Raw genomic sequence first — 23,662 nt, 5'->3', positions numbered from 1 at the left:
CCATATTTTCTACTGTGGTCCGACTTGCTTCGCGACGTTACCCGAGCCGGGGACGGACTCCGAGTACCGCCGTACCGACGCGCACATGTGTCGCTCCGGCCGCGACGGCCTGCTCGAGGTCCGCACTCATCCCTGCTGACACCATGTTCGCAGCCGGATGGGCTGCGCGCAGGCTTGATGAGAATTCCATCAGCCGCTCGAACGCCGCCTGTTGCCGTCCCGCGTACGGTCCGGCCAGCGGCGCGACGGTCATCAGTCCGTCGAGCCGCAGTCCTGGTGCGCCGGCGACCGCCGCCGCCAACTCCTCGATCCCGTCCGGCGCGACGCCGCCGCGCTCCCCCTGCCGGCCCGACTCGGCGTCCAGCGCGACCTGGATCAGGCAGCCGAGTTCGCGTTCCGCCCGGACCGCGGCGGCGGAGAGGGCGGAAACGAGCTTCGGGCGGTCGACGGACTGCACCACATCGGCATAACTCGCGACAGAACGGACCTTGTTGGTCTGCAACTGGCCGACGAAGTGCCAGCGAAGGTTCAGATCCGCGCAAGCGGCGGCCTTGGGGGCAGCGTCCTGATCACGGTTCTCCGCCACATGACGCACACCGAGTTCGTGGAGGAGTCGCACATCGCTCGCCGGGTAGGTCTTGGTGACCACGATGAGGGTCACCTCGTCCCGCTCCCGGCCCGCTGCCGCGCAGGCGGAGGCGATACGTTCCTCCACCGCCGCCAGATTGCCGGCGAGTTCGGTTCTGCGGTCGGTCATGGGGTCTTCCGGTTCTCCAGCCAGACGTATCCGGCGAGCCGCCCGGTCGTGCGGTCACGCCGGTAGGAATAGTGGTCGCTCGATTCCAGTGTGCAGACACCGGACTGCCGGCGGTCGCGCACCCCGAGTGCCTCGAGCTGCGCGTGCACCCCGGCCGTGACGTCGACGGCCGGTGTTCCCCAGCTCGTCTCCGACCAGGCGGCCGGCTCGACGGCGGCCACTTGCGACCGCATCTGCTCGGGTACTTCGTAGCAGCGACCGCAGACGGCCGGTCCGGTACGGGCGATGATGCGCTCCGGTTCCGCGCCGAGCTTGCGCATCGCCTCGACGGCGGCGGGCACGACGCCGGCGATCATCCCGGGGCGTCCCGCGTGCGCCGCCCCGACCACCCCGGCGACCGGGTCCGCGAGCAGGACCGGTGTGCAGTCGGCGGTGAGCACGGCGAGGGCGAGGCCGCGCCGCGCGGTGACCAGCGCGTCGACCGCCGGCACGTCCGGGGTCGGCCACGGTCCGTCGACCTGGGCGACGTCGTTGCCGTGCACCTGGTTCATCCAGACCACCGACTCAGGGGCGAGCCCCAGGGACCTGGCCGCGATCTCCCGGTTGGCCAGCACGGCTTCGGGGTCGTCGCCGACCGCGCCGCCGAGGTTGAGCTCCTCGTACGGAACGGCGCTCACCCCGCCCCACCGGTCGGTGAAGGCGAAGTGCGCGCCGCTCTCGTGTATCGCGTCGTGCTGCACCGTCACTTCAGGAAGTCCGGAACATCCAGCTCTTCCGCCTGGCTGTCCGGGTACGGACGGGCCGTCGGAACCTGCGCCGGGCCGGCCGGCGATCCCAGGTCGCTCGCGACCGGAGCGGGCTCGGCGGGCGCGGGCTCCTCGCGTACGGGCACGGTGCCGAGCCCGGTGGAGCGGGGGCTGTCCGTAGCGCGGGGCGGGGTCGGGGCCTGATCGTCGCGCTTGTTGGAGGCGGAGCCGATCACGTTCTCCCGGCGGGTCGGCGGCTGGCCGCCGTCGAAGCCGGCCGCGATGACCGTGACCCGGACCTCGTCGCCGAGCGCGTCGTCGATGACGGCGCCGAAGATGATGTTCGCCTCGGGGTGGGCCGCCTCGCTGACCAGCTGGGCCGCCTCGTTGATCTCGAACAGGCCGAGGTCGGAGCCGCCGGAGATGGAGAGCAGTACGCCACGTGCGCCGTCGATGGACGCCTCGAGGAGCGGCGAGGAGATGGCCATCTCCGCCGCGGCCACGGCCCGGTCGTCGCCGCGGGCCGAGCCGATGCCCATGAGGGCGGAGCCGGCCTCGGACATGACGGACTTGACGTCGGCGAAGTCGAGGTTGATCAGACCCGGGGTGGTGATGAGGTCGGTGATGCCCTGGACACCGGACAGCAGTACCTGGTCCGCCGACTTGAAGGCGTCCAGAACGCTGACCTGCCGGTCCGAGATGGACAGCAGCCGGTCGTTCGGGATGACGATGAGGGTGTCGACCTCTTCGCGGAGTTCGGCGATGCCGTCCTCCGCCTGGTTCGCGCGCCGCCGGCCCTCGAAGGTGAACGGGCGGGTGACCACGCCGATCGTGAGGGCGCCCAGCGAGCGGGCGATGTTGGCGACGACGGGTGCGCCGCCGGTGCCCGTGCCGCCGCCTTCGCCGGCGGTGACGAAGACCATGTCGGCCCCCTTGAGGACCTCCTCGATCTCCTCGCGGTGATCCTCTGCCGCCTTGCGACCGACTGCCGGATTCGCTCCGGCACCGAGGCCTCGCGTGAGTTCGCGGCCGACGTCGAGTTTGACGTCGGCGTCGCTCATCAACAGCGCCTGAGCGTCCGTGTTGATAGCGATGAACTCGACGCCCTTGAGACCGACCTCGATCATTCGGTTGATGGCATTGACACCACCGCCGCCGACACCGATGACCTTGATGACTGCGAGGTAGTTCTGCGGTGCTGCCACGTCGAAGGCCTCTCGCCTCGAGTTACGTGTCGCCGCCTCGCGGGGCCGCGCTGCGACGACTGATGTCGAATTGGGACGGCCCGACCAGCCGGCTGCCGACCCGAACCCTAACGCTGAAGTTTAGGGTTACCAGTGTGTCTGTTCCCTGGACTCTTCCGAACAGGACACTAAGTCGACAAGTGGCGCCCGTTCAACGAACACGCCGAACCTCCCGTTTTTCTTTTCACCCTATGTGATCACGCACAGCAATGACCAACCAGGGTGCTGGCCAGCGCAGATGCGCGTCAACTCCCCGAAGCGGCAGGGGCGCTGGGCGCGCTCACATCGAAGTGCCCGGCCTCGGGGGCTGCTTTCATGAGTGCCTCGAGCGCCCGCGCCTTCGCCCCGCCCTCCCCCGAGCTGCCCCACACCACGGTGCGATTGCCGCTCAACTCCAGGGAGATGTAGTCGTATGAGACTACTTTCATGCTCTGCAGATCGGCTGCGGCTTTCGCGGGAAGTTCACTTCTGACGCGGACCGCTTCCGCGACCAGCCGGTCCGCACCGAATCGGTCCAGACTTGGCGATTCGTCAACTTCCAGCCGCAGCAGGGGAACACCGGCGGGCGCCTTGCCGACCGTGGCGAACCGCACTCCGTCCGCGTCCACTTCGACGAACTTTGCTCCCTTTTCGAGCAACAGGACCGGCTTTCGTTCGGTCACGACCAGTTCGATACCGTCCGGCCACGACCGTTCGACCGCAATGGAGTCGATACGCGGCAGTTTCTGCCGGAGCCTGACTTCGATGGCGTCGGTGTCGACGGAGATGAGCGGCGAGCCGATCGGTACCGCCGCCGCGGCCCGGACCTCGCCGGGCGTCAGGACCTCGGTGCCCCTGGTCGTCACATGTTCGGTGCGCAGCCAGGCGGAGCCGTAGAGCAGCCAGGCCACGCCGGCGACCAGGGCGAGTGCGCCGAGGGCGATCAGCAGGGAGCGGGGGCCGGGCCGCCGGAAACGGCCGGCGGGAGTGTCCTCGCGGCGCGGGCGGGCCTTGCCGTCCGGTCCTTCCGGTCCGTCCGGGGGCTTGCGCGCACCGCGTTCCGCGGTGGTCGGTCCGGCCACGCTCCCTGCCTTCTCACGCCTGGCGGCGTGCAGCAATCGCCTCGTACACCATGCCGACGAGCAGATCGTCGGCGTCCCTGCGGCCGAACTCGGCGGCCGCACGCGACATCTCGTACAGCCGGTGCGGATCGGCGAGCACCGGGAGGACGTTGCCCTGGACCCACTCGGGGGTCAGTTCGGCGTCGTCCACCAGCAGTCCGCCGCCCGCCTTGACCACCGGCTGGGCATTGAGCCGCTGTTCGCCGTTGCCGATCGGCAGCGGTACGTAAGCGGCGGGCAGGCCCACGGCGGAGAGTTCGGCGACGGTCATCGCGCCCGCGCGGCACAGCATCATGTCGGCCGCGGCGTACGCGAGATCCATCCGGTCCACGTACGGTACCGGCACATAGGGCGGCATTCCGGGCATGTTGTCCACGCGCGGCAGTTCGTTCTTCGGGCCGACCGCGTGCAGGATCTGGATCCCGGAGCGCTGGAGCACCGGAGCGATCTGCTGAATCACCTCGTTGAGGCGGCGGGCGCCCTGCGAGCCGCCGGAGACCAGCAGCGTCGGCAGGTTCGGGTCGAGACCGAAGGCGGCGCGCGCCTCGGGGCGCACCCTCGCGCGGTCGAGCGTCGCGATGGTGTGGCGCAGCGGGATGCCGATGTACCGGGCGTTGCGGAGCTTGCTGTCGGGCGTGGCGACGGCCACCCCGGCGGCGTACCGCGAGCCGATCTTGTTGGCGAGGCCGGGGCGGGCGTTGGCCTCGTGGATGACGATCGGCACCCCGAGTCGCTTGGCCGCGAGGTAGCCGGGCAGCGCGACGTAACCGCCGAAGCCGACGACGCAGTCGGCCTTCGTCCGCTCGAGGATCTGCTCGGCCGCCTTGATGGTCCCCCGGAGCCGTCCCGGGACGGTGATCAGCTCAGGGGTGGGTTTGCGCGGCAGCGGAACGGCGGGGATGAGCGCCAGCTCGTAGCCGCGCTCGGGCACAAGCCTGGTCTCGAGACCGCGCTCCGTGCCGAGGGCTGTGATGCCCACGCTCGGGTCCTGCCTGCGCAGGGCGTCCGCGAGGGCGAGCGCGGGCTCGATGTGGCCGGCGGTCCCCCCACCGGCGAGTACGACATGCACCGAAATTCACCGCTCTCCGGACGGACGCTTCTTGACGCGCCGTCTCATCGTCTTCCATCTCACCCCGGGCCTCCGCACGGCCAGGGCCGCCTTTGCCGCGGGATCCTCTCGCGCGAAGGCGATCAGCAGCCCGACGGCGAACATCGTCGGCAGCAGCGCGGACCCTCCGTAGGAGAAGAGCGGCAGCGGGACGCCGGCGATCGGCAGCAGACCGAGCACCGCACCGATGTTGACCACGGCCTGGGCCGTGATCCACGTGGTGACGCCTCCCGCGGCGTACCTCACGAAGGGGTCCTCCGTGCGTCCGGCGACGCGGATACCCGCATAGCCTAGAGCCGCGAACAGGGCGAGCACCGACAGCGTCCCCGCCAGGCCCAGTTCCTCCCCGGCGATGGCGAAGATGAAGTCGGTGTGCGGTTCAGGTAGTTGGCCCCATTTTTCCACACTTGCGCCGAGGCCGGAACCGAACCATCCGCCAGACGCAAGAGCATAGATGCCGTGCACGGCCTGCCAGCACTCGCCTTCCGGTCCGAGGTCGATCGCACCGATGCAGGACAGCCGGGACATCCGGTTCTCGTTGGTCCTGATCAGCAGCAGACCGACGAAACCGGCGATGCCGAGCACCCCCGCGAAGAGACGGGTCGGAGCCCCCGCCAGCCACAGCAGACCGAAGAGGATCGCGGTGAGAATGATCGCCGTGCCCATGTCCCCGCCCAGCATGATCAGGCCGAGGAGGAGGAAGGCCACCGGGACCAGCGGCACCAGCAGGTGCTTCCACTGGGTCAGCAGCCGCCGGTCCTGCTTGCGCGCCAGCAGGTCCGCGCCCCAAAGGATGAGCGCCAGCTTGCCGAACTCGCTGGGCTGGAGCTGGAAGGGGCCGCCGAGGTAGATCCAGTTCTGGTTGCCGTTGACCGCGTGCCCTATCCCGGGGACCTGCACCAGCACCATCAGGAAGACGGTGATCACCAGGAGGGGGTAGGACAGCGCCCGGTGCAGCTTGACCGGCATCCGTGAGGCGACCAGGAGCAGCACGGTGCCGATGACCGCGGCGACGAACTGCTTCTGGAAGAAGTACGAGGCGGGCAGCGAGTACTCCAGCGCCTGGATCATCGACGCGGAGTAGACCATGACCAGTCCGAGCACGGTGATCAGCAGGCTGCTGCCGAGGATCAGGTAGTAGGCGGTGAGCGGCCGGTCCCATGCCCTGCGGGCCTGCTCGTACAGCCGCCGGGGTCCGCGGGGCCCGTCGCCGCGGGGAGTACGCGGGGTTCGTGCCCCGCCGCCGCGCACACGGGGCGTCCGCCGGACGTCCGCGCCCACCCGGCTCCGCAGCGCGATTCCGGGACCGGCGGCGCCGGCCGGCGCCGGCAGGGGCCCGGCCGGCACGAGAGCGGCGAGCCGGCCCCGTACGGCGCGCACGACGTCCACGAGCCCCGGGGCCCGTTCACCGTCCCCGGCCACGGCCCGGAACGCGCCGGCCGCGCTCCGCGGCGTCACGTGGTCCGGGGACCCGGCGCCGTGGCCGGACAGCGGGCCAGGGCGGCCCGGAGCGCCGAAGGGGCGCGGGGAAGACGGCGGGGACCCGGCGCCGCCTGTGGGCGGCGCAGGAGCGGGCTGGGCGGGGCCGGAGGGCCCCTCGGTGGCCGGCATGGTCGCTGTCCCCTCCAGTCGTGCCCGGCGGCAGCCGGATCTCGCGGCTGTCAGGCGTGCTCGTCGGCGAGGGCCCGGACCGCTTCCGCGAAGGCCTCGCCCCGCTCGTTGTAGTTGGTGAACATGTCCATCGAGGCGCAGGCCGGTGCCAGCAGAACCGTGTCTCCGGGCCGGGCGAGCGAGGCCGCCTCCCGTACCGCCGCGGACATCGCCCCAGTGTCGGTCCGCTCGAGGTCGACGACCGGGACCTCGGGCGCGTGTCGCGCCAGGGCTTCGCGGATCAGGGCGCGGTCGGCGCCGATGAGGACGACGCCCCGCAGCCGCTTCGCCGACGCGGTGACCAGTTCGTCGAAGGTGGCGCCCTTGGCAAGTCCCCCCGCGATCCACACGATCGGTTCGTAGGCGGCCAAAGAGGCCTCCGCCGCATGGGTGTTGGTCGCCTTGGAGTCGTCGATGTACGCGACCCCCTCGACCTCGGCGACGTGTTCGATGCGGTGCGCGTCGGGCCGGAAGGCGCGCAGCCCGTCCCTCACGGCCGCCGGCTCGACGCCGAACGCGCGGGCCAGCGCCGCCGCCGCGAGGGCGTTGGCGATGTTGTGCGGCGCCGGCGGGTTCACGTCCGCGACCTCGGCCAGTTCCTGCGCCTGCTTGTGGCGGTCGGCGACGAACGCGCGGTCCACCAGGATGCCTTCCACCACGCCCAGTTGGGACGGTCCAGGCGTCCCGAGGGTGAAGCCGATGGCCCGGCAGCCCTCTTCGACGTCCGCGGCGCGTACCAGTTCCTCCGTGGCGGGGTCGGCGGCGTTGTAGACGCAGGCGACCTTGTTGCCCTCGTAGATGCGGCCCTTGTCGGCGGCGTACGCCTCCATCGAGCCGTGCCAGTCGAGGTGGTCGGGCGCGAGGTTGAGCACCGCGGCGGAGTGCGCGCGCAGCGAGGGGGCCCAGTGCAGCTGGTAGCTGGAGAGCTCGACGGCGAGCACGTCGTACGGCTCGTCGCCGAGGACGACGTCGATGATCGGTGTGCCGATGTTGCCGATCGCGGCGGTCCGCAGGCCGGCCGCCGTGAGGATCGAGGCGAGCATCCGCGTCGTGGTGGTCTTGCCGTTGGTGCCGGTGATCGCCAGCCAGGGCGGTGCGTCCGGGCCGCGCAGCAGCCACGCGATCTCCACGTCGCCCACGACGTCGACACCGGCGGCCGCCGCGGCGGCGAACAGCGGGCTGGACGGCTTCCAGCCGGGCGAGGTGACCACCAGGTCGGTGCCCTCCGGCAGGGTCTCCGCGTCACCGAGCCGCACGGCGACGCCCGCTTCGGCCAGTTCGGCCGCGCGCGCCTCGTGCGTCCCGCCGGATCCGCCGTCCACGACGGTGACCCGCGCGCCGAGTCCGGCCAGGGCGCGGGCGGCGCTGACGCCGCTCACGCCGAGGCCGGCGACGGTGACGTTCCTGCCCTGCCAGTCGCTCACTTGTCGGCTGCCCATCCCGCGTAGAAGAGACCGAGGCCCACGATGACGCACATGCCCTGGATGATCCAGAACCGGACCACCACAAGGACTTCGGACCACCCCTTGAGTTCGAAGTGGTGCTGGAGCGGCGCCATCCGGAAGACCCGCTTGCCCGTCATCTTGAACGAACCGACCTGGATCACCACGGACATGGTGATGAGGACGAACAGGCCGCCGAGGAGGGCGAGCAGGAATTCGGTGCGGGAGCAGATCGCCAGGCCCGCGAGTGCGCCGCCGAGTGCGAGTGAGCCGGTGTCACCCATGAAGATCTTGGCGGGAGAGGTGTTCCACCACAGGAAGCCGAAGCAGGAACCCATCAGCGCGGAGGCGACGACCGCGAGGTCGAGCGGATCGCGCACTTCGAAACAGGCGCTGGGGTTGGTCAGGGTCACCGCGTTGGCGCAGGACTCCTGGAACTGCCACAGCCCGATGAACGTGTAGGCGCCGAAGACCATCACCGACGCGCCGGTGGCGAGGCCGTCGAGACCGTCCGTCAGGTTCACGCCGTTCGACATCGCGAGGATCATGAACAGCGCCCAGACGACGAACAGCACCGGGCCGATGGACCAGCCGAAGTCCGTGATGAACGACAGCTTGGTCGAGGCCGGGGTGTTGCCGCGCTGGTCGGCGAACTGCAGTGACAGCACGGCGAAGGCGATGCCGACGATCAGCTGGCCGGCCATCTTCGCCTTGGCCCGCAGACCGAGCGAACGCTGCTTGACGATCTTGATGTAGTCGTCGAGGAAGCCGACCAGGCCCATGCCGGCCATCAGGAAGAGCACCAGGACACCCGAGAAGGTCGGGTCCTCACCGGTGATCACCTTGGCGAGCGCATAGGCGATCAGCGTGGCCAGGATGAAGGAGATACCGCCCATGGTGGGCGTGCCCTTCTTCCCGGCGTGGCCGCGCGGGCCGTCGTCGCGGATGAACTGCCCGTATCCCTTGCGGGCCAGGAGCTTGATCAGCAGCGGGGTACCGATCAGGGTCAGGAAGAGACCGATGGCTCCCGCGAAGAGGATCTGCCTCATCGGACGGCACCCTCACCCTCGGGACCCTCGAGCAGCGCTTGTGCGATCCGCTCCAGACCGACCGACCTGGAAGCCTTCACCAGCACGACGTCTCCCGGGCGCAGCTCTCTGCGCAACAGGTCGACCGCCGCCTGCGCGTCGGACACGTGCACCGACTCCTCACCCCACGAACCCTCGTTGTATGCGCCCAGCTGCAACCAGGACGCTTCCCTGCCCCCGACCGCGACGAGCTTGCCGACATTGAGCCGGACGGCAAGCCGCCCGACCGCGTCGTGCTCGACGAGTGCCTCGTCACCGAGCTCGGCCATCTGCCCGAGCACCGCCCACGTACGACGTCCCTTGCCCATGGCGGCCAGCGCTCGCAGCGCGGCGCGCATGGACTCGGGGTTCGCGTTGTAGGCGTCGTTGACGACCGTCACGCCGTCCGGACGCTCGGTGACCTCCATACGCCAGCGGGAGAGGGTGTCCGCCTCCGAGAGCGCGAGGGCGATCTCACTGGCGGACATGTCCAGCTCATGGGCGACGGCGGCCGCGGCGAGCGCGTTCGACACGTGGTGCTCACCGTACAGCCGCATGGTCACATCGCTGCACCCGGTGGGTGTGTGGAGCGTGAAAGTGGGTTGTCCGAGTTCGGTGAGACGGACATTCTCGGCGCGTACGGCGGCGTCGTCGGCCTCACCGAACAGCAGCACGCGGGCTTTTGTACGGGAAGCCATGGCGCGGACCAGCGGGTCGTCGGCGTTGAGGACCGCGACTCCGCCGTCCTCTCCCGCCGGGGGAAGCGACTCGACCATCTCGCCCTTGGCCTGCGCGATCTGCTCGCGGCCGCCGAACTCGCCGATGTGGGCGGTGCCGACGTTCAGGACGAGACCGATCCGGGGCGGGGTCAGCTCGGTGAGGTAGCGGATGTGGCCGATTCCGCGCGCTCCCATTTCGAGCACCAGGTGCTCGGTCTCCTCGGTGGCGCGGAGTGCGGTGAGGGGCAGTCCGATCTCGTTGTTGAGGGATCCGGGCGTCCAGACCGTGGGTCCCTTGCGCTGGAGCACCTGCGCGATCAGGTCCTTGGTGCTGGTCTTTCCGGCCGAGCCGGTCAGCGCGACGACCTTGGTACCGAGGCGCTCGACGACGAAACGCGCCAGGCGCCCCAAGGCGCTCTGCACGTCGTCGACGACGATGGCGGGCACCCCGAGGGGGCGGGTGGCCAGCACGGCTGCCGCGCCTGCCGCCACCGCCTGCTCGGCGTAGTCGTGTCCGTCGACCCGATCGCCCCGGAAGGCGGCGAAGAGGCTGCCGGGCTCGACCGCCCGGGAGTCGATGACGACGGGGCCGGTGACCGGTGTGGCCGGATCCGGTATGTCGTGCGACTGCCCGCCGACGATTTCGGCGATCTCGGCGAGGGAGAGGGCGATCACTTGGTCATCCCTGATTCTTCTTGGCGGCCGCGCCGCCGACGGCGCGTTCGATGGCGGCGCGCAGTACCTGACGGTCGTCGAACGCGCGGACCACACCGGCGATGTCCTGGCCCTGCTCGTGGCCCTTGCCCGCGACGAGTACGGTGTCGCCGGCCTCGGCACGGGCGACCGCCGCGGCGATCGCCTCTGCCCGGTCCTCGTAGACCATCACGTCACCGCGCTCGTGGATCGGCACCTCCGCGGCGCCCGCCAGCATCGTGGCGAGGATCGCGAGGGGGTCCTCACCGCGCGGGTTGTCGGAGGTCAGCACGGCGGTGTCGGCCAGCCTCGCGGCGGCCGCGCCCATGGGGCCGCGCTTGGTCCGGTCACGGTCGCCGCCGCAGCCGAGCACGATGTGCACCTTGCCCTTGGTGACCTTGCGCAGCGAGCGCAGCACCGACTCCACGGCGTCGGTCTTGTGGGCGTAGTCCACGACCGCGAGGTACGGCTGGCCCGCGTCGACGCGTTCGAGCCTGCCCGGCACACCGGGTACCGCGGCGATGCCGTCAGCCGCGGTCTGCGGGTCGAGCCCGGCGACGGCGAGCGTGACGACGGCGGCCAGGGTGTTGGCGACGTTGAAGGGGCCGGGCAGCGGCGCCTGGGCGCGCACCCGCTCCCCCGCCGGGCCGACCGCGGTGAACGTCGAGCCGTGGGTGCCGACTTCGACGTCCTCGGCCCGCCAGTCGGCGTCCGGGTGGCCCTCCGCGGAGAAGGTGGTGACCGGCACGGTGGCCTCGTCGACGAGCCTGCGGCCGTACTCGTCGTCGAAGTTGACGACCGCTTCCCGGCTGCGCCGCGGCGTGAACAGCTGCGCCTTCGCCTGGAAGTAGTCCTCCATGTCGGAGTGGAATTCCATGTGCTCGGGGCTGAGGTTGTTGAAGACGGCGATGTCGAAGACACAGCCGTCGACCCGGCCGAGCACCAGCGCGTGGCTGGAGACCTCCATGGCGACCGCGTCGGCGCCGCGCTCGCGCATGACCGCGAACAGCGCCTGAAGGTCGGTGGCCTCCGGGGTGGTGCGCTCGGACTTGATGCGCTCGTCGCCGATCCGCATCTCGACCGTGCCGATCAGGCCCGTGGAACGGCCGGCAGCCTTGAGGCCGCCCTCGACGAGGTAGGCGGTCGTGGTCTTGCCCGAGGTGCCGGTGATGCCGATCTGCAGCAGGTCGTCGCCGGGATGACCGTAGATCTCGGTGGCCAGTTCGCCCATCCGGCCGCGCGGATTCTCCGTGACGAGGACCGGCAGGCCGGTCGCGGCGGCGCGTTCCGCGCCGCTCTCGTCGGTGAGGACCGCGGCCGCGCCGAGGTCGGCGGCCTGGGCGGCGAAGTCGGCGCCGTGGAAACGGGCACCGGGCAGGGCTGCGTAGAGATCGCCCGGGCGTACCGCCCGTGAGTCATGGGTGATGCCGGTGATCTCCGCGGCACCCGGCGTCTGCACCCCCAACCGGGCCGCGAGCTCCCCGAGCTGCGTCGGGCGGGGCCGTTCCGGACGGGGCGCTCCCGTCTGTTTCGCGGGGGCGTCCGGCTGGGCGGTTCGGTACTGATCAGCTTGTGGCACGGCGGTGAGCGTACCGGGCGCACCGGGCCCGGGCGAAAATGAGGGGCGCTCCCCTGGCCGGTTCCCGGGATCGGGGGTGATCGTCGTCACTGGGTACCTCCGGTCACTCGCCGGGTTCGAAGGTCACGGGCAGCCGGGCCGGGCCCTTGCCGGTCGGGGCGACCTGCAGGGTCTTCAGCGCGAACGCCATGACCTTTTGATAGATGGGGCCGCAGATCTGGCCGCCGAAGTAGCTCCCCCTGGTGGGGTTCTGGATGGCGCAGTAGACGGTGATCTGCGGGTCGTCGGCCGGGGCGAACCCGGCGAACGAGGCGGTGTAGCCCTTGTAGACGCCGAGTTCGGGGTCGACCCGGTTCGCGGTTCCGGTCTTGCCGGCGACGCGGTAGCCGGGGATGCGGGCCTTGGTTCCGGTGCCCTCCTCGTCGTCGACGACGGACTCGAGCATCGTCGCCAGGGTGTCGGCGGTCTTCTCGCTGACGACCCGGGTCCTCTCCGGCTCCGCCGCCGGGGTGAACCGGCCGTCGGGGCCCTTGGTGCCGCGCACCAGCGTGGGTTCGATGCGTACGCCGCCGTTGGCGACGGTGGAGTACACGGAGGCCGCCTGTACGGCGTTGACGGACAGCCCCTGCCCGAAGGGGATCGTGTACTGCTGCGAGGTGGACCAGTTCTGCGGCGGGGCGAGGATGCCCGGGGTCTCGCCCGGGTAACCGAGCCCGGTGGGGCTGCCGAGGCCGAACTTGCGCAGGTAGGAGTGGAGCACCTTGTTGGCCTCCGGCTGCGACTTGCCGAGCTGTCCGGTGGCGAGGATCGTGCCGATGTTGCTGGACTTGGCGAGGACGCCGTTGAGCGTCAGGTACCAGGTGGGGTGGTCGATGTCGTCCTTGAAGAGCCGGTCCCCGCGGTGGAGCCGGTTGGGGACGACGACGTGCGTGGCGGGGGTGGCCTTCTTCTCCTCGAGCACGGCGGCCATGGACACCACCTTGGCGGTGGAGCCCGGTTCGAACGCGTCCTGGAGGGCGGCGTTGCCGAGGGAGGCCGAGGTGGCCTGGCCGAGGTCGTTGGGGTCGTAGCCGGGGGCGTTGGCCATGGCGAGGATCTCGCCGGTGCGGGTGTTCTGCACGATCACGTAGCCACGGTCGGCGTTCGACTTGCCGACCTGGTCCTCGATGGCCTTCTGGGCGGCCCACTGGATGTCGCGGTCGATGGTCAGTTCCACGTCGGACCCGGGGACCGCGGGGACCTCGCGCGAGGTGGCGGTGGGAACCCGGCGGCCGCCGGACTGGGTGTAGGTGACGGTGCCGTCCTTGCCCGCGAGCGTCTCGTCGAGCATGGACTCGATGCCGCCACCGCCCCGGTTGGAGGCGTTGACGAATCCCAGTATCCCGGCGGCGAGATCACCGTTGGGGTAGACGCGTTTGCTGCTCGGCTCCTGGAAGACGCCCGCCAGCACGTTCGCCCCGGGGCCGCCCTTGCTCTTGTCGGCGGAGGCCTTCTGCGCGTAGACGCTCTTGAGGTCCTTGATCTGGTTCCACACCTGCGGTGTCTGGCGGCGGGCCAGCACGGCGTAGCGGGAGCCGGGCTTCTTGAGCTTCGCGGCGAGCTCGGCCGGTTCCTTGCCGAGGATGGGGGCGAGCAGCTGGGCCGCCTGTTCCGGCGCGTCGGGGGCCTTGCTGTCCTCCGGCGTGAACATCTTCGGGTCGGCCGTGATGTCGTAGGCGTCCACGCTCGTGGCGAGGGCGACTCCGGCGCGGTCGGTGATCTCGCCGCGCTCCGCGGCGAGTTTGCGGCTGAGGTAGCGGTTCTTCTCCGCCTTGGCCGCGTAGGCGCTCGCGTCGACGGCCTGCACCTGGAGCAGCCGGACCACGAAGGCGAGCATGACCAGCGTGAGGCCCAGGCTGACCAGTCTCAGCCGGGGGCGCGGATTGCCGAGCCGTACGCGCCGGGGCGCCGGGCGCTGACCGGGGCGCGGCCGACGGGCGGCGGGGCGCTGCCCCGGCCGCTGTCCGGAGCGCTGGGGGGCCGGCGCGGAGGGCCGCCGGGCGGGGCCGGGCACCCGGCGCCGCGGTGGTTCCTTGCTGGGCACTGCGTCACCTGCCGGGGATCGTCGGGTTCGGCTGCGGGGACGTACGGACGGAGGGGGCGGAGCCGGGGTCCTCGGGAGCGGCGGGCGGTCCGGAGAGTCCCTGCGTCCCGCCGGAGGCGGTCGGCGCGGCGGCCGGGGGCGGGGCCTGCACGGACGGCGACGGCGTGGTGGAGGAACCGCCGCCGGCCGTGCCGGAGGGCTGCGCCGGCGTCGGCGGCAGGGGTTCGGCGGTGGCCTCGCGCGGTACGCCGAGCACCTTGCCGTCCGGGCCGAGGAAGGCGGGGCCGCCGCCGGGGACCATACCGAGCTCACGGGCGCGCCGCTCGAGGGCGTCGGGGGCCGAGTGACGGTCCACGTCCCGTTGGAGCGCCTGCTGCTCGTCGGTGAGTTCGGTGGTCTTCTTCTTCAGTTCACTCAGCTCGAAGGAGCCCTGGCTGAGCGAGGAGTTCAGCAGCAGGAGTGTGATCAGCCCACCGGACAGCAGGAGCACGACCAGCAGGACGAAAGGGGTACGGGCCGCGGTGCTCGGCCCCGACGGCATCAGCCGCGTCAGCCGTACGGCTCTTCCCTTCAGCTGCTTGGCCGCTGTGCTCAAGGTGTCCTCCGGTTCGCTTCTCCGCCGGCCGTGCGCAGTCGCCCGCGCGCTGTGCTCACGCCACGTCCTCCCGGATGCGCTCCGCCCCTCTCAGACGGGCCGGGGCGGCCCGGCGGTTCTCCGCGATCTCTTCGTCGGTGGGCAGCTCCGCCCCGCGGGTCAGCAGCTTCAGCCGCGGCTGGTACTGCTCGGGCACCACGGGCAGGCCGGGCGGGGCGGTGTTCGCCGCGCCGGCCGCGAAGACCTGCTTGACCAGCCGGTCCTCGAGGGAGTGGTACGACAGCACGGCGATCCGTCCGCCGACGGCGAGCGCGGACACCGCGGCGGGGACGGCCCGCTCGAGCACCGCCAGCTCTCCGTTCACCTCGATGCGCAGAGCCTGGAAGGTGCGCTTGGCCGGGTTGCCGCCGGTGCGCTTGGCGGCCTGCGGCAGTGCGTCGCGGATGAGCTCGACGAGCCGGGCGCTGTTGGTGAACGGTTCCTTCTCCCGCTCCCGCACGATGGCGGACACGATCCGCTTGGCCTGCTTCTCCTCGCCGTAGGCGCGCAGGATCCGCACCAGCTCGCCGGGCGGATAGGTGTTGAGGACCTCGGCGGCGCTCATGCCCGTCGTCTGGTCCATCCGCATGTCGAGGGGGGCGTCCTGGGCGTAGGCGAAGCCGCGGTCGGCCTCGTCGAGCTGCATGGAGGAGACGCCGAGGTCGAACAGCACGCCCTGGACGCGAGGGATGCCGAGGCGGTCGAGGACGTCGGGGAGCTCGTCGTAGACGGCGTGCACCAGGGTCGCGCGCTCGCCGAACCTGGCGAGCCGCTCGCCGGACAGGCGCAGGGCCTCCGTGTCCCGGTCGAGTGCGACGAGGCGGGTCTGCGGGAACTGCTCGAGCAGGGCCTCGCTGTGGCCGCCGAGGCCGAGGGTGCAGTCGACGACGACTCCGCCGGGCGTCCGGAGGGCGGGGGCCAGCATGTCCAGGCACCGCTGGAGCATCACCGGGACGTGTCGGGTCTGGCTCATGCGCCCTCTCAGATCCGGCGCGGGCGGGTCATGGCCGGGCCGTGCGTACGCCGCGCACGCGGGGAATGTGCGGGGGGCCGGGGGGTGTGCGGTCGGCCTCCGTGAACTTCGCGTCACTTTAGTCCACTGGTCCGGCCGGTCAATCAACCGGCCAGCGCGTCGCGCGGCCCACCGTGTCAGGCTTGTGGGTTACCTCACAGCACGGGTCGTTGACGTTCTTTTGTCCGCTCTCACACCGGGACGGCGAGGCCGGTGACCGTTACCTTCGAAGCATGTCGACTTCTGCGTACCAGCCCGCCACCGACTCCGCACGCACGGGTGGCACCGTCACTGATCGCCTCGTCGAAGCGAACCAGCGCTACGCCGCAGAATTCCGGGACCCGGGGATGGACGCCCGCCCGGTTCTGAAGGTGGCCGTGGTCGCCTGCATGGACGCCCGTCTCGACCTGCACGCGGCGCTCGGCCTGGAGCTCGGCGACTGCCACACGATCCGCAACGCCGGCGGAGTGGTCACCGACGACGTGATCCGCTCCCTCACCATCAGCCAGCGCGCGCTCGGCACCCGCAGCGTGATCCTCGTGCACCACACCGGCTGCGGCCTGGAGACGATCACGGAGGAGTTCCGCATCGAGCTGGAGGAAGAGGTCGGGCAGCGGCCCGCGTGGGCGGTCGAGGCGTTCCGCGACGTCGACCAGGACGTCCGGCAGTCGATGCAGCGGGTGCGCACCTCGCCGTTCCTGCTGCATGCCGACGATGTACGCGGCTTCGTCTTCGACGTCACCACGGGTCTGCTCCGGGAGATCGACCCCGCTGAGTGAGCAGCTGAGCACGCGATATAGCACCTCAACCCCGACATATCCCGCCCACTTATCCACAGGCGAGTGACACGACGCGGCAACGCCAACAAGAATGCGGGTGTGACCCCTTCCGGACCTTCCGGAGGCGGCGTCCATGTTTCGGGGTTGGGCCGTGCCTTCTCAAGTGCGCCGGCCCTATGAACGGGCCGAGGAGGGCCGGGTGACGACCTATGACGATCGAGCGAGCCTCACGGATCTGACCACCACAGCGGATCATGTCCGCAGGTCGGTCGAGAGCGTGATCGAGGGCAAGCCAGAGGTCGTACGGCTTTCGCTGACCGTGTTGCTCGCGGAGGGACATCTCCTCATCGAGGACGTTCCCGGCGTGGGCAAGACGATGCTGGCCAAGGCGCTGGCGAGATCCATCGACTGCTCCGTGCGGCGTATCCAGTTCACGCCGGACCTGCTGCCGTCGGACATCACCGGTGTGTCGATCTTCGATCAGCAGCGGCGCGAGTTCGAGTTCAAGCCGGGCGCGATCTTCGCCCAGATCGTGATCGGCGACGAGATCAACCGCGCGTCGCCCAAGACGCAGTCGGCGCTGCTGGAGTCGATGGAGGAGCGCCAGGTCACCATCGACGGGCACAGCTACGAACTGCCCAACCCCTTCATGGTGGTGGCCACCCAGAACCCGGTGGAGATGGAGGGCACCTACCCGCTGCCGGAGGCACAGCGCGACCGCTTCATGGCGCGCGTCTCCATCGGCTACCCCAGCGCCGCCGCGGAGCTCCAGATGCTCGACGTCCACGGCGGTGTCTCGCCGCTCGACGATCTGCAGCCCGTGGCGCACGCCCACGACATCGTGAAGCTGATCGAGGCCGTGCGCGCGGTGCACGTCGCCGAGTCCGTGCGGCGTTACGCGGTGGAGCTGGTGTCGGCGACCCGGACCCACCCGGACCTGCGCCTCGGCGCGTCCCCCCGCGCCACGCTGCACCTGCTGCGCGCCGCGAAGGCGTCCGCCGCGCTCAGCGGCCGCGAGTACGCCCTGCCGGACGACGTGCAGGCACTGGCCGTGCAGGTGCTCGCCCACCGGCTGCTGCCCACGGCGCAGGCCCAGCTGAACCGCCGCACCGCCGAGCAGGTCGTCCTGGACATCGTCCAGCGCACCGCGGTGCCCACGAGCGGCACCTCCGACGGTTCGTACACGGCCGGCCGGTCGGCCCAGCCGCCGCTCTACGGCCAGCAGCCCGGCGCCCGGCGGCTGTGATGTCGGCCGGAGCCGCCTCTACGGGCCCGGAGGCCAAGGGCGGCGGCGGGGTGCGCGCGGCGCTCGGCGGGCTCACCACGCGCGGCCGCTCCTTCCTGGCGGCCGGCGTGGCGGCCGCCGCCTGCGCCTATGTGCTCGGCCAGAGCGACCTGCTGCGGGTCGGTCTGCTGCTCGCCGGGCTGCCGCTGATCTGTGTGGCCGTCCTCTACCGCACCCGCTACCGGGTGGCCGCGAGCCGCAGGCTGTCGCCCGCCAGGGTGCCCGCCGGTTCCGAGGCCCGCGTCCACCTGCGGATGGACAACGTCTCGCGGATGCCGACGGGACTGCTGATGCTCCAGGACCACGTGCCGTACGTACTGGGGCCGCGGCCCCGTTTCGTGCTGGACCGGGTCGAGGCGGGCGGCCGCCGCGAGGTCTCCTACCGGGTGCGCTCGGACCTGCGGGGCCGCTATCCGCTCGGGCCGCTCCAGCTGCGGCTGACGGATCCGTTCGGCATGTGCGAGCTCACCCGTTCCTTCAGCGCGTTCGACACCCTCACGGTCATTCCGCGCACCGAGTCGCTGCCCGCGGTGCGGCTGGCCGGCGAGGCCTCCGGCTACGGCGACGGCCGCCAGCGCTCGCTCGCCCTGGCCGGCGACGACGACATCATCCCCCGCGCCTACCGCTACGGCGACGACCTGCGCAGGGTCCACTGGCGCTCCACCGCCCGCTACGGCGAGCTGATGGTCCGGCGCGAGGAGCAGCCCCAGCGGCCCCGGTGCACGGTGCTGCTGGACACCCGGCGGGTGGCCTATCAGGGCGCCGGCCCCGACTCGGCGTTCGAGTGGGCGGTGTCCGGCGCCGCCTCCGCGCTGATGCACCTGCTGGAACGCAACTTCGCCGTGCGGCTGTTGACCGACACCGGTACGTCCGTGCCCGGCGAGGGCGCGGACGGGTTCGCCGGTTCCTCGCAGGAGTCCGCCGACTCCGCGGGTCTGATGATGGACACGCTCGCCGTCGTCGACCACTCCGACGGAGCAGGCCTGTCCCGTTCGTTCGACGCGCTGCGCGGCGGGAGCGAGGGTCTGCTGATCGCCTTCCTCGGTGATCTGGACGACGAACAGGCCGCGCTGACGGCCCGGATGCGTCAGCGCAGCGGCTCAGCGGTGGCGTTCGTGCTGGACAGCGGCACATGGGTGACCGGCGGCGCCGCCCCGGGACCGCTCGAGAAGCGGGTCCGGCAGCTGCGCGAGTCGGGCTGGACGGCCCTCGCGGTGACACCCGGCGCCCGGCTCACGGACCTGTGGCAGCAGGCGGCACGGGAACGCGTCGAGGCGTCCGGCGCAGGCACGTACGGTTCGCCGGGAGGATGGTCATGAGCGGTCGCGCACGGCTCGCGGTGTGCGCCTTCGCCGCCACGCTGATGGCGTCGGGGGCCCTGCTGCCGCTGGTCGATCCGCCCAACTGGCTGTTCCAGGCCGGCTTCCTGCTGGCGATACAGACCGGGGTGGGCGCGCTCGCCCGCCGGGTCCCGCTGCCCAGGCCGCTGACCGTGGCGGCGCAGACGCTGGTCACGCTGCTGCTGCTCACCGTGGTCTTCGCCCGGGGCCAGGCGTTCCTCGGTGTGCTGCCCGGACCTGACGCCTTCGCCCACTTCGGGGAGCTGCTGAGCGCCGGCGCGGACGACGTCGGCAAGTACGCGATCCCCGCCCCGGCCACCGACGGCATCAGGCTGATGGTGATCGGCGGCGTCCTGGTGATCGGTCTCGCCGTGGACGCGCTCGCGGTGACGTTCCGCAGCGCCGCCCCGGCCGGTCTGCCGCTGCTGGCGCTCTACTCCGTGGCCGCCGGACTCTCCGGCGGCGAGGCGAGCTGGCTGTGGTTCCTGCTGGCCGCGTCCGGCTATCTGCTGCTGCTCCTCGCGGAGGGCCGTGACCGGCTGTCCCAGTGGGGACGCGTGTTCGGCGGCGGCCCGGGCACCCGCAACCGCTCCACGGGCGGCTTCGACCCGACCGGGGGCCGTCCGCAGGCACCGGTCAGGGCGGGCCGCAGGATCGGTGTCCTCGCGCTCGGTGTCGCCCTCGCCGTGCCGGCGGCACTGCCCGCCCTGGACGGCGGACTGATCGGCGGGGTGGGCAACGGCCCCGGCAGCGGCCCCGGTGGCGGCGGAGGCACGATCTCGGCCGTCAATCCGCTGGTCTCGCTCCAGGACAACCTGAACCAGCCCCAGAACCGCGAGGTGCTGCGCTACCGCAGCAACGCGCCGGACAACCAGGACATGTATCTGCGGATCCTGTCCCTGGACCGGTTCGACGGCACGTCGTGGCGCTCGTCGCAGCGCAAGGTCACCGGTGTGCCGGAGCGGCTGCCGGAGCCGACCGGGCTGAGCCCCTCCGTCCAGGTCACCGAGGTCAAGACGAACCTGTCGGCGGCCGGGTCGTACAAGCAGGACTGGCTGCCGATGCCCTATCCGGCGACGGCGGTCGCCATCGACGGCCGCTGGCGCTACGAGCCCGCGGGCCGGACGCTGGTCGGCGACCGCGGGCAGACGACCGCGGGCGCCCAGTACTCCGTCAACAGCCTGATCGTGAAGCCGACCCAGGAGCAGCTGGCGGACGCTCCCGCACCCCCCGCGGCGCTCCTCCAGGAGTACACCCGCGTCCCCGACGCGCTGCCGGGCGATGTCGGGCGGACCGCGGCCACGGTGACCCGGGGCGCGGCGAACGACTACGAGCGCGCGGAGAAGCTCGAGGAGTGGTTCGCGGACACCGGCGGCTTCACGTACAACACCGATGTCCGGTCGGGTACGGGCGTCACCGCGATCAGCCGGTTCCTGAAGCAGAAGGAGGGCTTCTGCGTCCACTTCTCCTTCTCGATGGCGGCGATGGCCCGCACGCTCGGCATCCCGGCCCGGGTGGCGGTGGGCTTCCAGCCGGGCACCATCCAGTCGGACGGGACGGTGTCGGTCGGCCTGCGGGACGCCCACGCCTGGCCCGAGCTGTATTTCGAGGGTGTGGGGTGGACCCGCTTCGAGCCGACGCCGAGCCGTGGTTTCCGGCCCGAGTACACGCAGGAGCAGACGCCTTCGGGCGGCGCCACGGACCCGGCGCGGCCGGAGGAGGGCAGCTCCGCGGCCCCCGACGCGTCGAACCGGCCCGAGAACGACGCGTGTCCGCGCCACGAGCGGCAGCTCGGCGAGTGCGGCGCGGCCGACCCTCGTGACGTGCGACCGCCGACGGCCGACGACTCGTCGCTGGGCACGGTGCTGCTGGTGACCACCGGGGTCGTGGGCGGGCTGTTGCTGCTGGCCGTGCCGCTGCTGTGGCGGCTCGTGACCAGGTCCCGGCGACTGGGCGTGCCGGTGCGCCGGGCTTCCAAGGGTGAGGCGCGTTCGCCGGGTCCGGGTCCGGGCTCACCCGGAGCGTCCGCCGTGTCCTTGGACGCGGAGGGCGCGGCGGTCGCCGGCCGTACGGCCGTGGACGATCCGGGCCGCACCCTGGCCGCCTGGCAGGAGGTCACCGACTCCGCGTGGGACGTCGGCATCCTCCCCGACGAGTCGCTGACGCCGCGCAAGGCGGCGGCACGCATCGTCAGGCTCGGCAAGCTGGAGGACGAGCCGGCGGCGGCCGTGCACCGGGTGGCCCGCTCCGTGGAGCAGGTCCTGTACGCACCGGTCCCCAGGGCCGGTACGGGCCTCGCCGACGACGCGCGGCGGATCCAGGCCGGTCTGATCCGTGGGGTGGGCTTCCGGACCCGGATGCGGGCGCTGCTGCTGCCCCGCTCCTCCGTCCGGGTCGTCTGGGCCCTGACGGAACGCTGGTCGGCCTTCACGGACCGGTGGAACGTGCGGCGGCTGCGGCTCGACCGGTGGACGGGCTTCCTGCGCCGCCCGACCCGTCAGCGCGGCTGACCCCGCCCGTCCCGCACCCGTCCGCCCCGTCCGCACCCGTCCGCCCCGTCCGCGCCCGTCCACCACGGGCCCGGACGGGGCGGTGGTGCATCCGGGCCCGGCGACGCCTCGACCGGCCACGGGCCCGGCGCGCCGGGCTCGCAACGAGGCGCCGACCACGAGGCGGTGGTGAGAGCGTGGCCAAGCGCCGGGAGCACTGCCTGGGAGTCGGCCCGGGAGTTCGCCCGGATACGCCCCGCGAACACGAGTGAGGGGCGACGCTTAAAGCGTCGCCCCTCACTCGTACTCCGAACTCATGGGCCGGATGTCCACTCGTCGTCCGGCCGGGACCGGACTGCTCCGTGGCCGGACGGCTCAGTGGCCGCCCTGCTCGTCGCGGCGGCGCTGCCACCGCTCCTCGATCCGGTTCATCACCGATCTGCGCTGGTGCGATTGCCGGCGACCGTGGCCACCGGATGTCTGCTGTTGTTCACCCGGCTTCGGCGCCTTGCGCCAGCCCGTGACCGCGAGAACCGCACAGCCGAGCATCACAAGGAAGCCCACCACACTGATCCAGATCTGCTGGGCGACCATTCCGGCCATGAGGAGCGCGATACCCACCAGGAAGCCTGCGACCGCCTGGTAGACCCGTCGCCGGGTGTACGTACGCAGCCCGCTTCCCTCGAGCGCTGTCGCGAACTTGGGATCTTCGGCGTACAGCGCTCGCTCCATTTGCTCGAGCATTCGCTGCTCGTGCTCCGAGAGCGGCACGGAGTCCTCCTCGTCGTCGGTCGCGGGGGCGACCGGTATGCGGCCCTTTCAGGATAGGCAGGGATTCGCCCCCGTGAAACCCGCCCTCTCGCAAAACGCCTTCCGGGCCGCCATGCCCGATCGGGGTGCTGAGGCGTAGATTCCCCAACCTCCGATCCGTCATGCCGGATGGTGTCCCCCGATCATACGGTGCGAAGCCCGACGACGGAGGGTCTGTGGCGTACTCCATCTGCGGCTGCGCCGCTGATCAGCCGCGCTTCTCGCCCAGGACGTGCAGCTGGGTCGCGACGGAATGGAAGGCCGGCAGTTCGGCTGCGGCGGCCTCCAGCTTCAGCAGCGCGTCCAGCGCGCCCGGTTCGGTGTCCACGAGAACCCCGGGAACGAGGTCGGCGAAGACCCTGACTCCGTGCACCGCGCCGACCTCGACACCGGCCTGGGCGACGAGCTCGGTGAGCTGCTCGGCGGTGAAGCGGCGCGGCACCGGGTCGCCCGTGCCCCAGCGGCCGTCGGGGTCGCTCAGCGCCTGGCGGGCCTCGCTGAAGTGCCCTGCGAGGGCGCGGGCGAGGACGGCGCCGCCCAGCCCGGCGGCGAGCAGGCTGAGCGCCCCGGCGGGCCTGAGCGCCTCCACGGCGTTGCGCACGCCCTCGGCCGGGTCGTCGACGTATTCGAGCACGCCGTGGCAGAGGACCGCGTCGTAGCCGCCGCGCTCGACCACGTCGAAGAGGCCGTGGATGTCGCCCTGAACGCCGCGCACCCGCTCGGCGACCCCTGCCTCCGCCGCCCGGCGCTCGAGCGCGAAGAGGGCGTTCGGGCTGGGGTCGACGACGGTGACCCGGTGACCGAGCTGGGCGGCGGGCACGGCGAAGTTCCCGGTGCCGCCGCCGGTGTCGAGGATGTCCAGCGAGTCCGTCCCGGTCGCCTTGACCCGGCGGTCCAGGGCATCCCTGAGGACCTCCCAGACCACGGCGGTACGCAGAGAGGCGCGAGAGGGGCGCGGTGGGGTCTCCCCACCGGTGGGGGACGGTTCCGACACGGCAGTTGGCTCCTCGGGCGATGTACTTGCTGGCCTGCTCCCACCCTATTGCCTCCGCCGTCCGGGCCGCCGTTCCGTCTCATCGCCCGGCGTCCCGCCGGTCCGTGCCCGCCCCTGCACGGCCCCGGCGG

19 protein-coding genes are annotated in these 23,662 nt (G+C 71.6%); 4 read left to right on the top strand and 15 right to left on the bottom strand.

The features are described 5' to 3' along the window. Positions 1 to 37: 37 nt before the first annotated feature. The 13 genes from SPRI_RS26940 to rsmH all read right to left on the bottom strand — a co-directional run bounded on the left by SPRI_RS26940 (position 38) and on the right by rsmH (position 15,795). Positions 38 to 757 carry a YggS family pyridoxal phosphate-dependent enzyme gene (locus tag SPRI_RS26940; RefSeq protein ID WP_053557409.1) on the bottom strand — a complete coding sequence of 240 codons (720 nt, stop codon included), beginning with the start codon at positions 755 to 757 and terminating at the stop codon, positions 38 to 40. Then, on the bottom strand, positions 754 to 1,503 hold the full coding sequence (pgeF, locus tag SPRI_RS26935) for a peptidoglycan editing factor PgeF (RefSeq protein WP_037774936.1): 750 nt from the start codon (positions 1,501 to 1,503) through the stop codon (positions 754 to 756). Before pgeF ends, SPRI_RS26940 begins: the two co-directional genes overlap by 4 nt. After that, complete coding sequence (ftsZ, locus tag SPRI_RS26930; protein ID WP_005318705.1) at positions 1,500 to 2,708, bottom strand: cell division protein FtsZ; 1,209 nt, start codon at positions 2,706 to 2,708, stop codon at positions 1,500 to 1,502. The genes pgeF and ftsZ overlap by 4 nt, the downstream gene beginning before the upstream one ends. 284 nt (positions 2,709 to 2,992) lie before the next feature. Next, positions 2,993 to 3,808 carry a cell division protein FtsQ/DivIB gene (locus SPRI_RS26925; protein WP_005318703.1) on the bottom strand — a complete coding sequence of 272 codons (816 nt, stop codon included), beginning with the start codon at positions 3,806 to 3,808 and terminating at the stop codon, positions 2,993 to 2,995. Positions 3,809 to 3,821: 13 nt separating this feature from the next. Continuing rightward, positions 3,822 to 4,916, bottom strand: a complete 1,095-nt coding sequence (gene murG, locus SPRI_RS26920; protein WP_005318701.1) for an undecaprenyldiphospho-muramoylpentapeptide beta-N-acetylglucosaminyltransferase — start codon at positions 4,914 to 4,916, stop codon at positions 3,822 to 3,824. A 6-nt stretch (positions 4,917 to 4,922) separates the two neighbouring features. Continuing rightward, a complete protein-coding gene (gene ftsW / locus SPRI_RS26915) occupies positions 4,923 to 6,566 on the bottom strand; it encodes a putative lipid II flippase FtsW (RefSeq protein ID WP_374987843.1) in 1,644 nt (547 codons plus the stop codon). Positions 6,567 to 6,616: 50 nt separating this feature from the next. Beyond that, a complete protein-coding gene (murD, locus tag SPRI_RS26910) occupies positions 6,617 to 8,044 on the bottom strand; it encodes a UDP-N-acetylmuramoyl-L-alanine--D-glutamate ligase (protein ID WP_053557408.1) in 1,428 nt (475 codons plus the stop codon). Beyond that, positions 8,026 to 9,096, bottom strand: a complete 1,071-nt coding sequence (gene mraY / locus SPRI_RS26905; protein WP_005318698.1) for a phospho-N-acetylmuramoyl-pentapeptide-transferase — start codon at positions 9,094 to 9,096, stop codon at positions 8,026 to 8,028. Before mraY ends, murD begins: the two co-directional genes overlap by 19 nt. Next, complete coding sequence (locus tag SPRI_RS26900; protein WP_005318696.1) at positions 9,093 to 10,508, bottom strand: UDP-N-acetylmuramoyl-tripeptide--D-alanyl-D-alanine ligase; 1,416 nt, start codon at positions 10,506 to 10,508, stop codon at positions 9,093 to 9,095. Before SPRI_RS26900 ends, mraY begins: the two co-directional genes overlap by 4 nt. Positions 10,509 to 10,512: 4 nt before the next feature. Next, on the bottom strand, positions 10,513 to 12,195 hold the full coding sequence (locus tag SPRI_RS26895; protein ID WP_078951299.1) for a UDP-N-acetylmuramoyl-L-alanyl-D-glutamate--2,6-diaminopimelate ligase: 1,683 nt from the start codon (positions 12,193 to 12,195) through the stop codon (positions 10,513 to 10,515). 13 nt (positions 12,196 to 12,208) lie between these two features. Beyond that, the gene (locus tag SPRI_RS26890) at positions 12,209 to 14,188 is read right to left on the bottom strand and encodes a peptidoglycan D,D-transpeptidase FtsI family protein (protein ID WP_053557406.1); all 1,980 of its coding nucleotides are present in this window, start codon (positions 14,186 to 14,188) and stop codon (positions 12,209 to 12,211) included. A gap of 4 nt (positions 14,189 to 14,192) precedes the next feature. Continuing rightward, a complete protein-coding gene (locus SPRI_RS26885; protein ID WP_053557405.1) occupies positions 14,193 to 14,783 on the bottom strand; it encodes an FtsB family cell division protein in 591 nt (196 codons plus the stop codon). A 55-nt stretch (positions 14,784 to 14,838) separates the two neighbouring features. Further along, positions 14,839 to 15,795 carry a 16S rRNA (cytosine(1402)-N(4))-methyltransferase RsmH gene (gene rsmH / locus SPRI_RS26880; RefSeq protein ID WP_005318687.1) on the bottom strand — a complete coding sequence of 319 codons (957 nt, stop codon included), beginning with the start codon at positions 15,793 to 15,795 and terminating at the stop codon, positions 14,839 to 14,841. Positions 15,796 to 16,067: 272 nt separating this feature from the next. Here rsmH and SPRI_RS26875 point away from each other — a divergent pair, with 272 nt between their 5' ends. The 4 genes from SPRI_RS26875 (at position 16,068) to SPRI_RS26860 (ending at position 21,748) form a co-directional block, all read left to right on the top strand. Then, positions 16,068 to 16,613: a beta-class carbonic anhydrase gene (locus tag SPRI_RS26875; RefSeq protein ID WP_005318686.1), complete on the top strand. Its 546-nt coding sequence runs from the start codon at positions 16,068 to 16,070 to the stop codon at positions 16,611 to 16,613. 199 nt (positions 16,614 to 16,812) lie between these two features. Next, positions 16,813 to 17,859, top strand: coding sequence for an AAA family ATPase (locus SPRI_RS26870; RefSeq protein WP_053557403.1), 1,047 nt, complete (start codon positions 16,813 to 16,815; stop codon positions 17,857 to 17,859). Beyond that, positions 17,859 to 19,217, top strand: a complete 1,359-nt coding sequence (locus SPRI_RS26865) for a DUF58 domain-containing protein (protein WP_053557402.1) — start codon at positions 17,859 to 17,861, stop codon at positions 19,215 to 19,217. The genes SPRI_RS26870 and SPRI_RS26865 overlap by 1 nt, the downstream gene beginning before the upstream one ends. Then, positions 19,214 to 21,748: a transglutaminase family protein gene (locus SPRI_RS26860; RefSeq protein ID WP_182327618.1), complete on the top strand. Its 2,535-nt coding sequence runs from the start codon at positions 19,214 to 19,216 to the stop codon at positions 21,746 to 21,748. Before SPRI_RS26865 ends, SPRI_RS26860 begins: the two co-directional genes overlap by 4 nt. A 354-nt stretch (positions 21,749 to 22,102) precedes the next feature. Here the strand turns inward: SPRI_RS26860 and SPRI_RS26855 are convergent, their stop codons facing one another. Next, complete coding sequence (locus SPRI_RS26855) at positions 22,103 to 22,498, bottom strand: DUF3040 domain-containing protein (protein WP_005318678.1); 396 nt, start codon at positions 22,496 to 22,498, stop codon at positions 22,103 to 22,105. Between the two features lie 247 nt (positions 22,499 to 22,745). Next, complete coding sequence (locus SPRI_RS26850; RefSeq protein WP_005318676.1) at positions 22,746 to 23,462, bottom strand: class I SAM-dependent methyltransferase; 717 nt, start codon at positions 23,460 to 23,462, stop codon at positions 22,746 to 22,748. Positions 23,463 to 23,662 lie beyond the last annotated feature (200 nt).

The organism is Streptomyces pristinaespiralis, assembly GCF_001278075.1.
GTDB classification, from domain to species: Bacteria; Actinomycetota; Actinomycetes; order Streptomycetales; family Streptomycetaceae; genus Streptomyces; species Streptomyces pristinaespiralis.
This window is presented reverse-complemented; position numbering and strand designations above follow the sequence as displayed.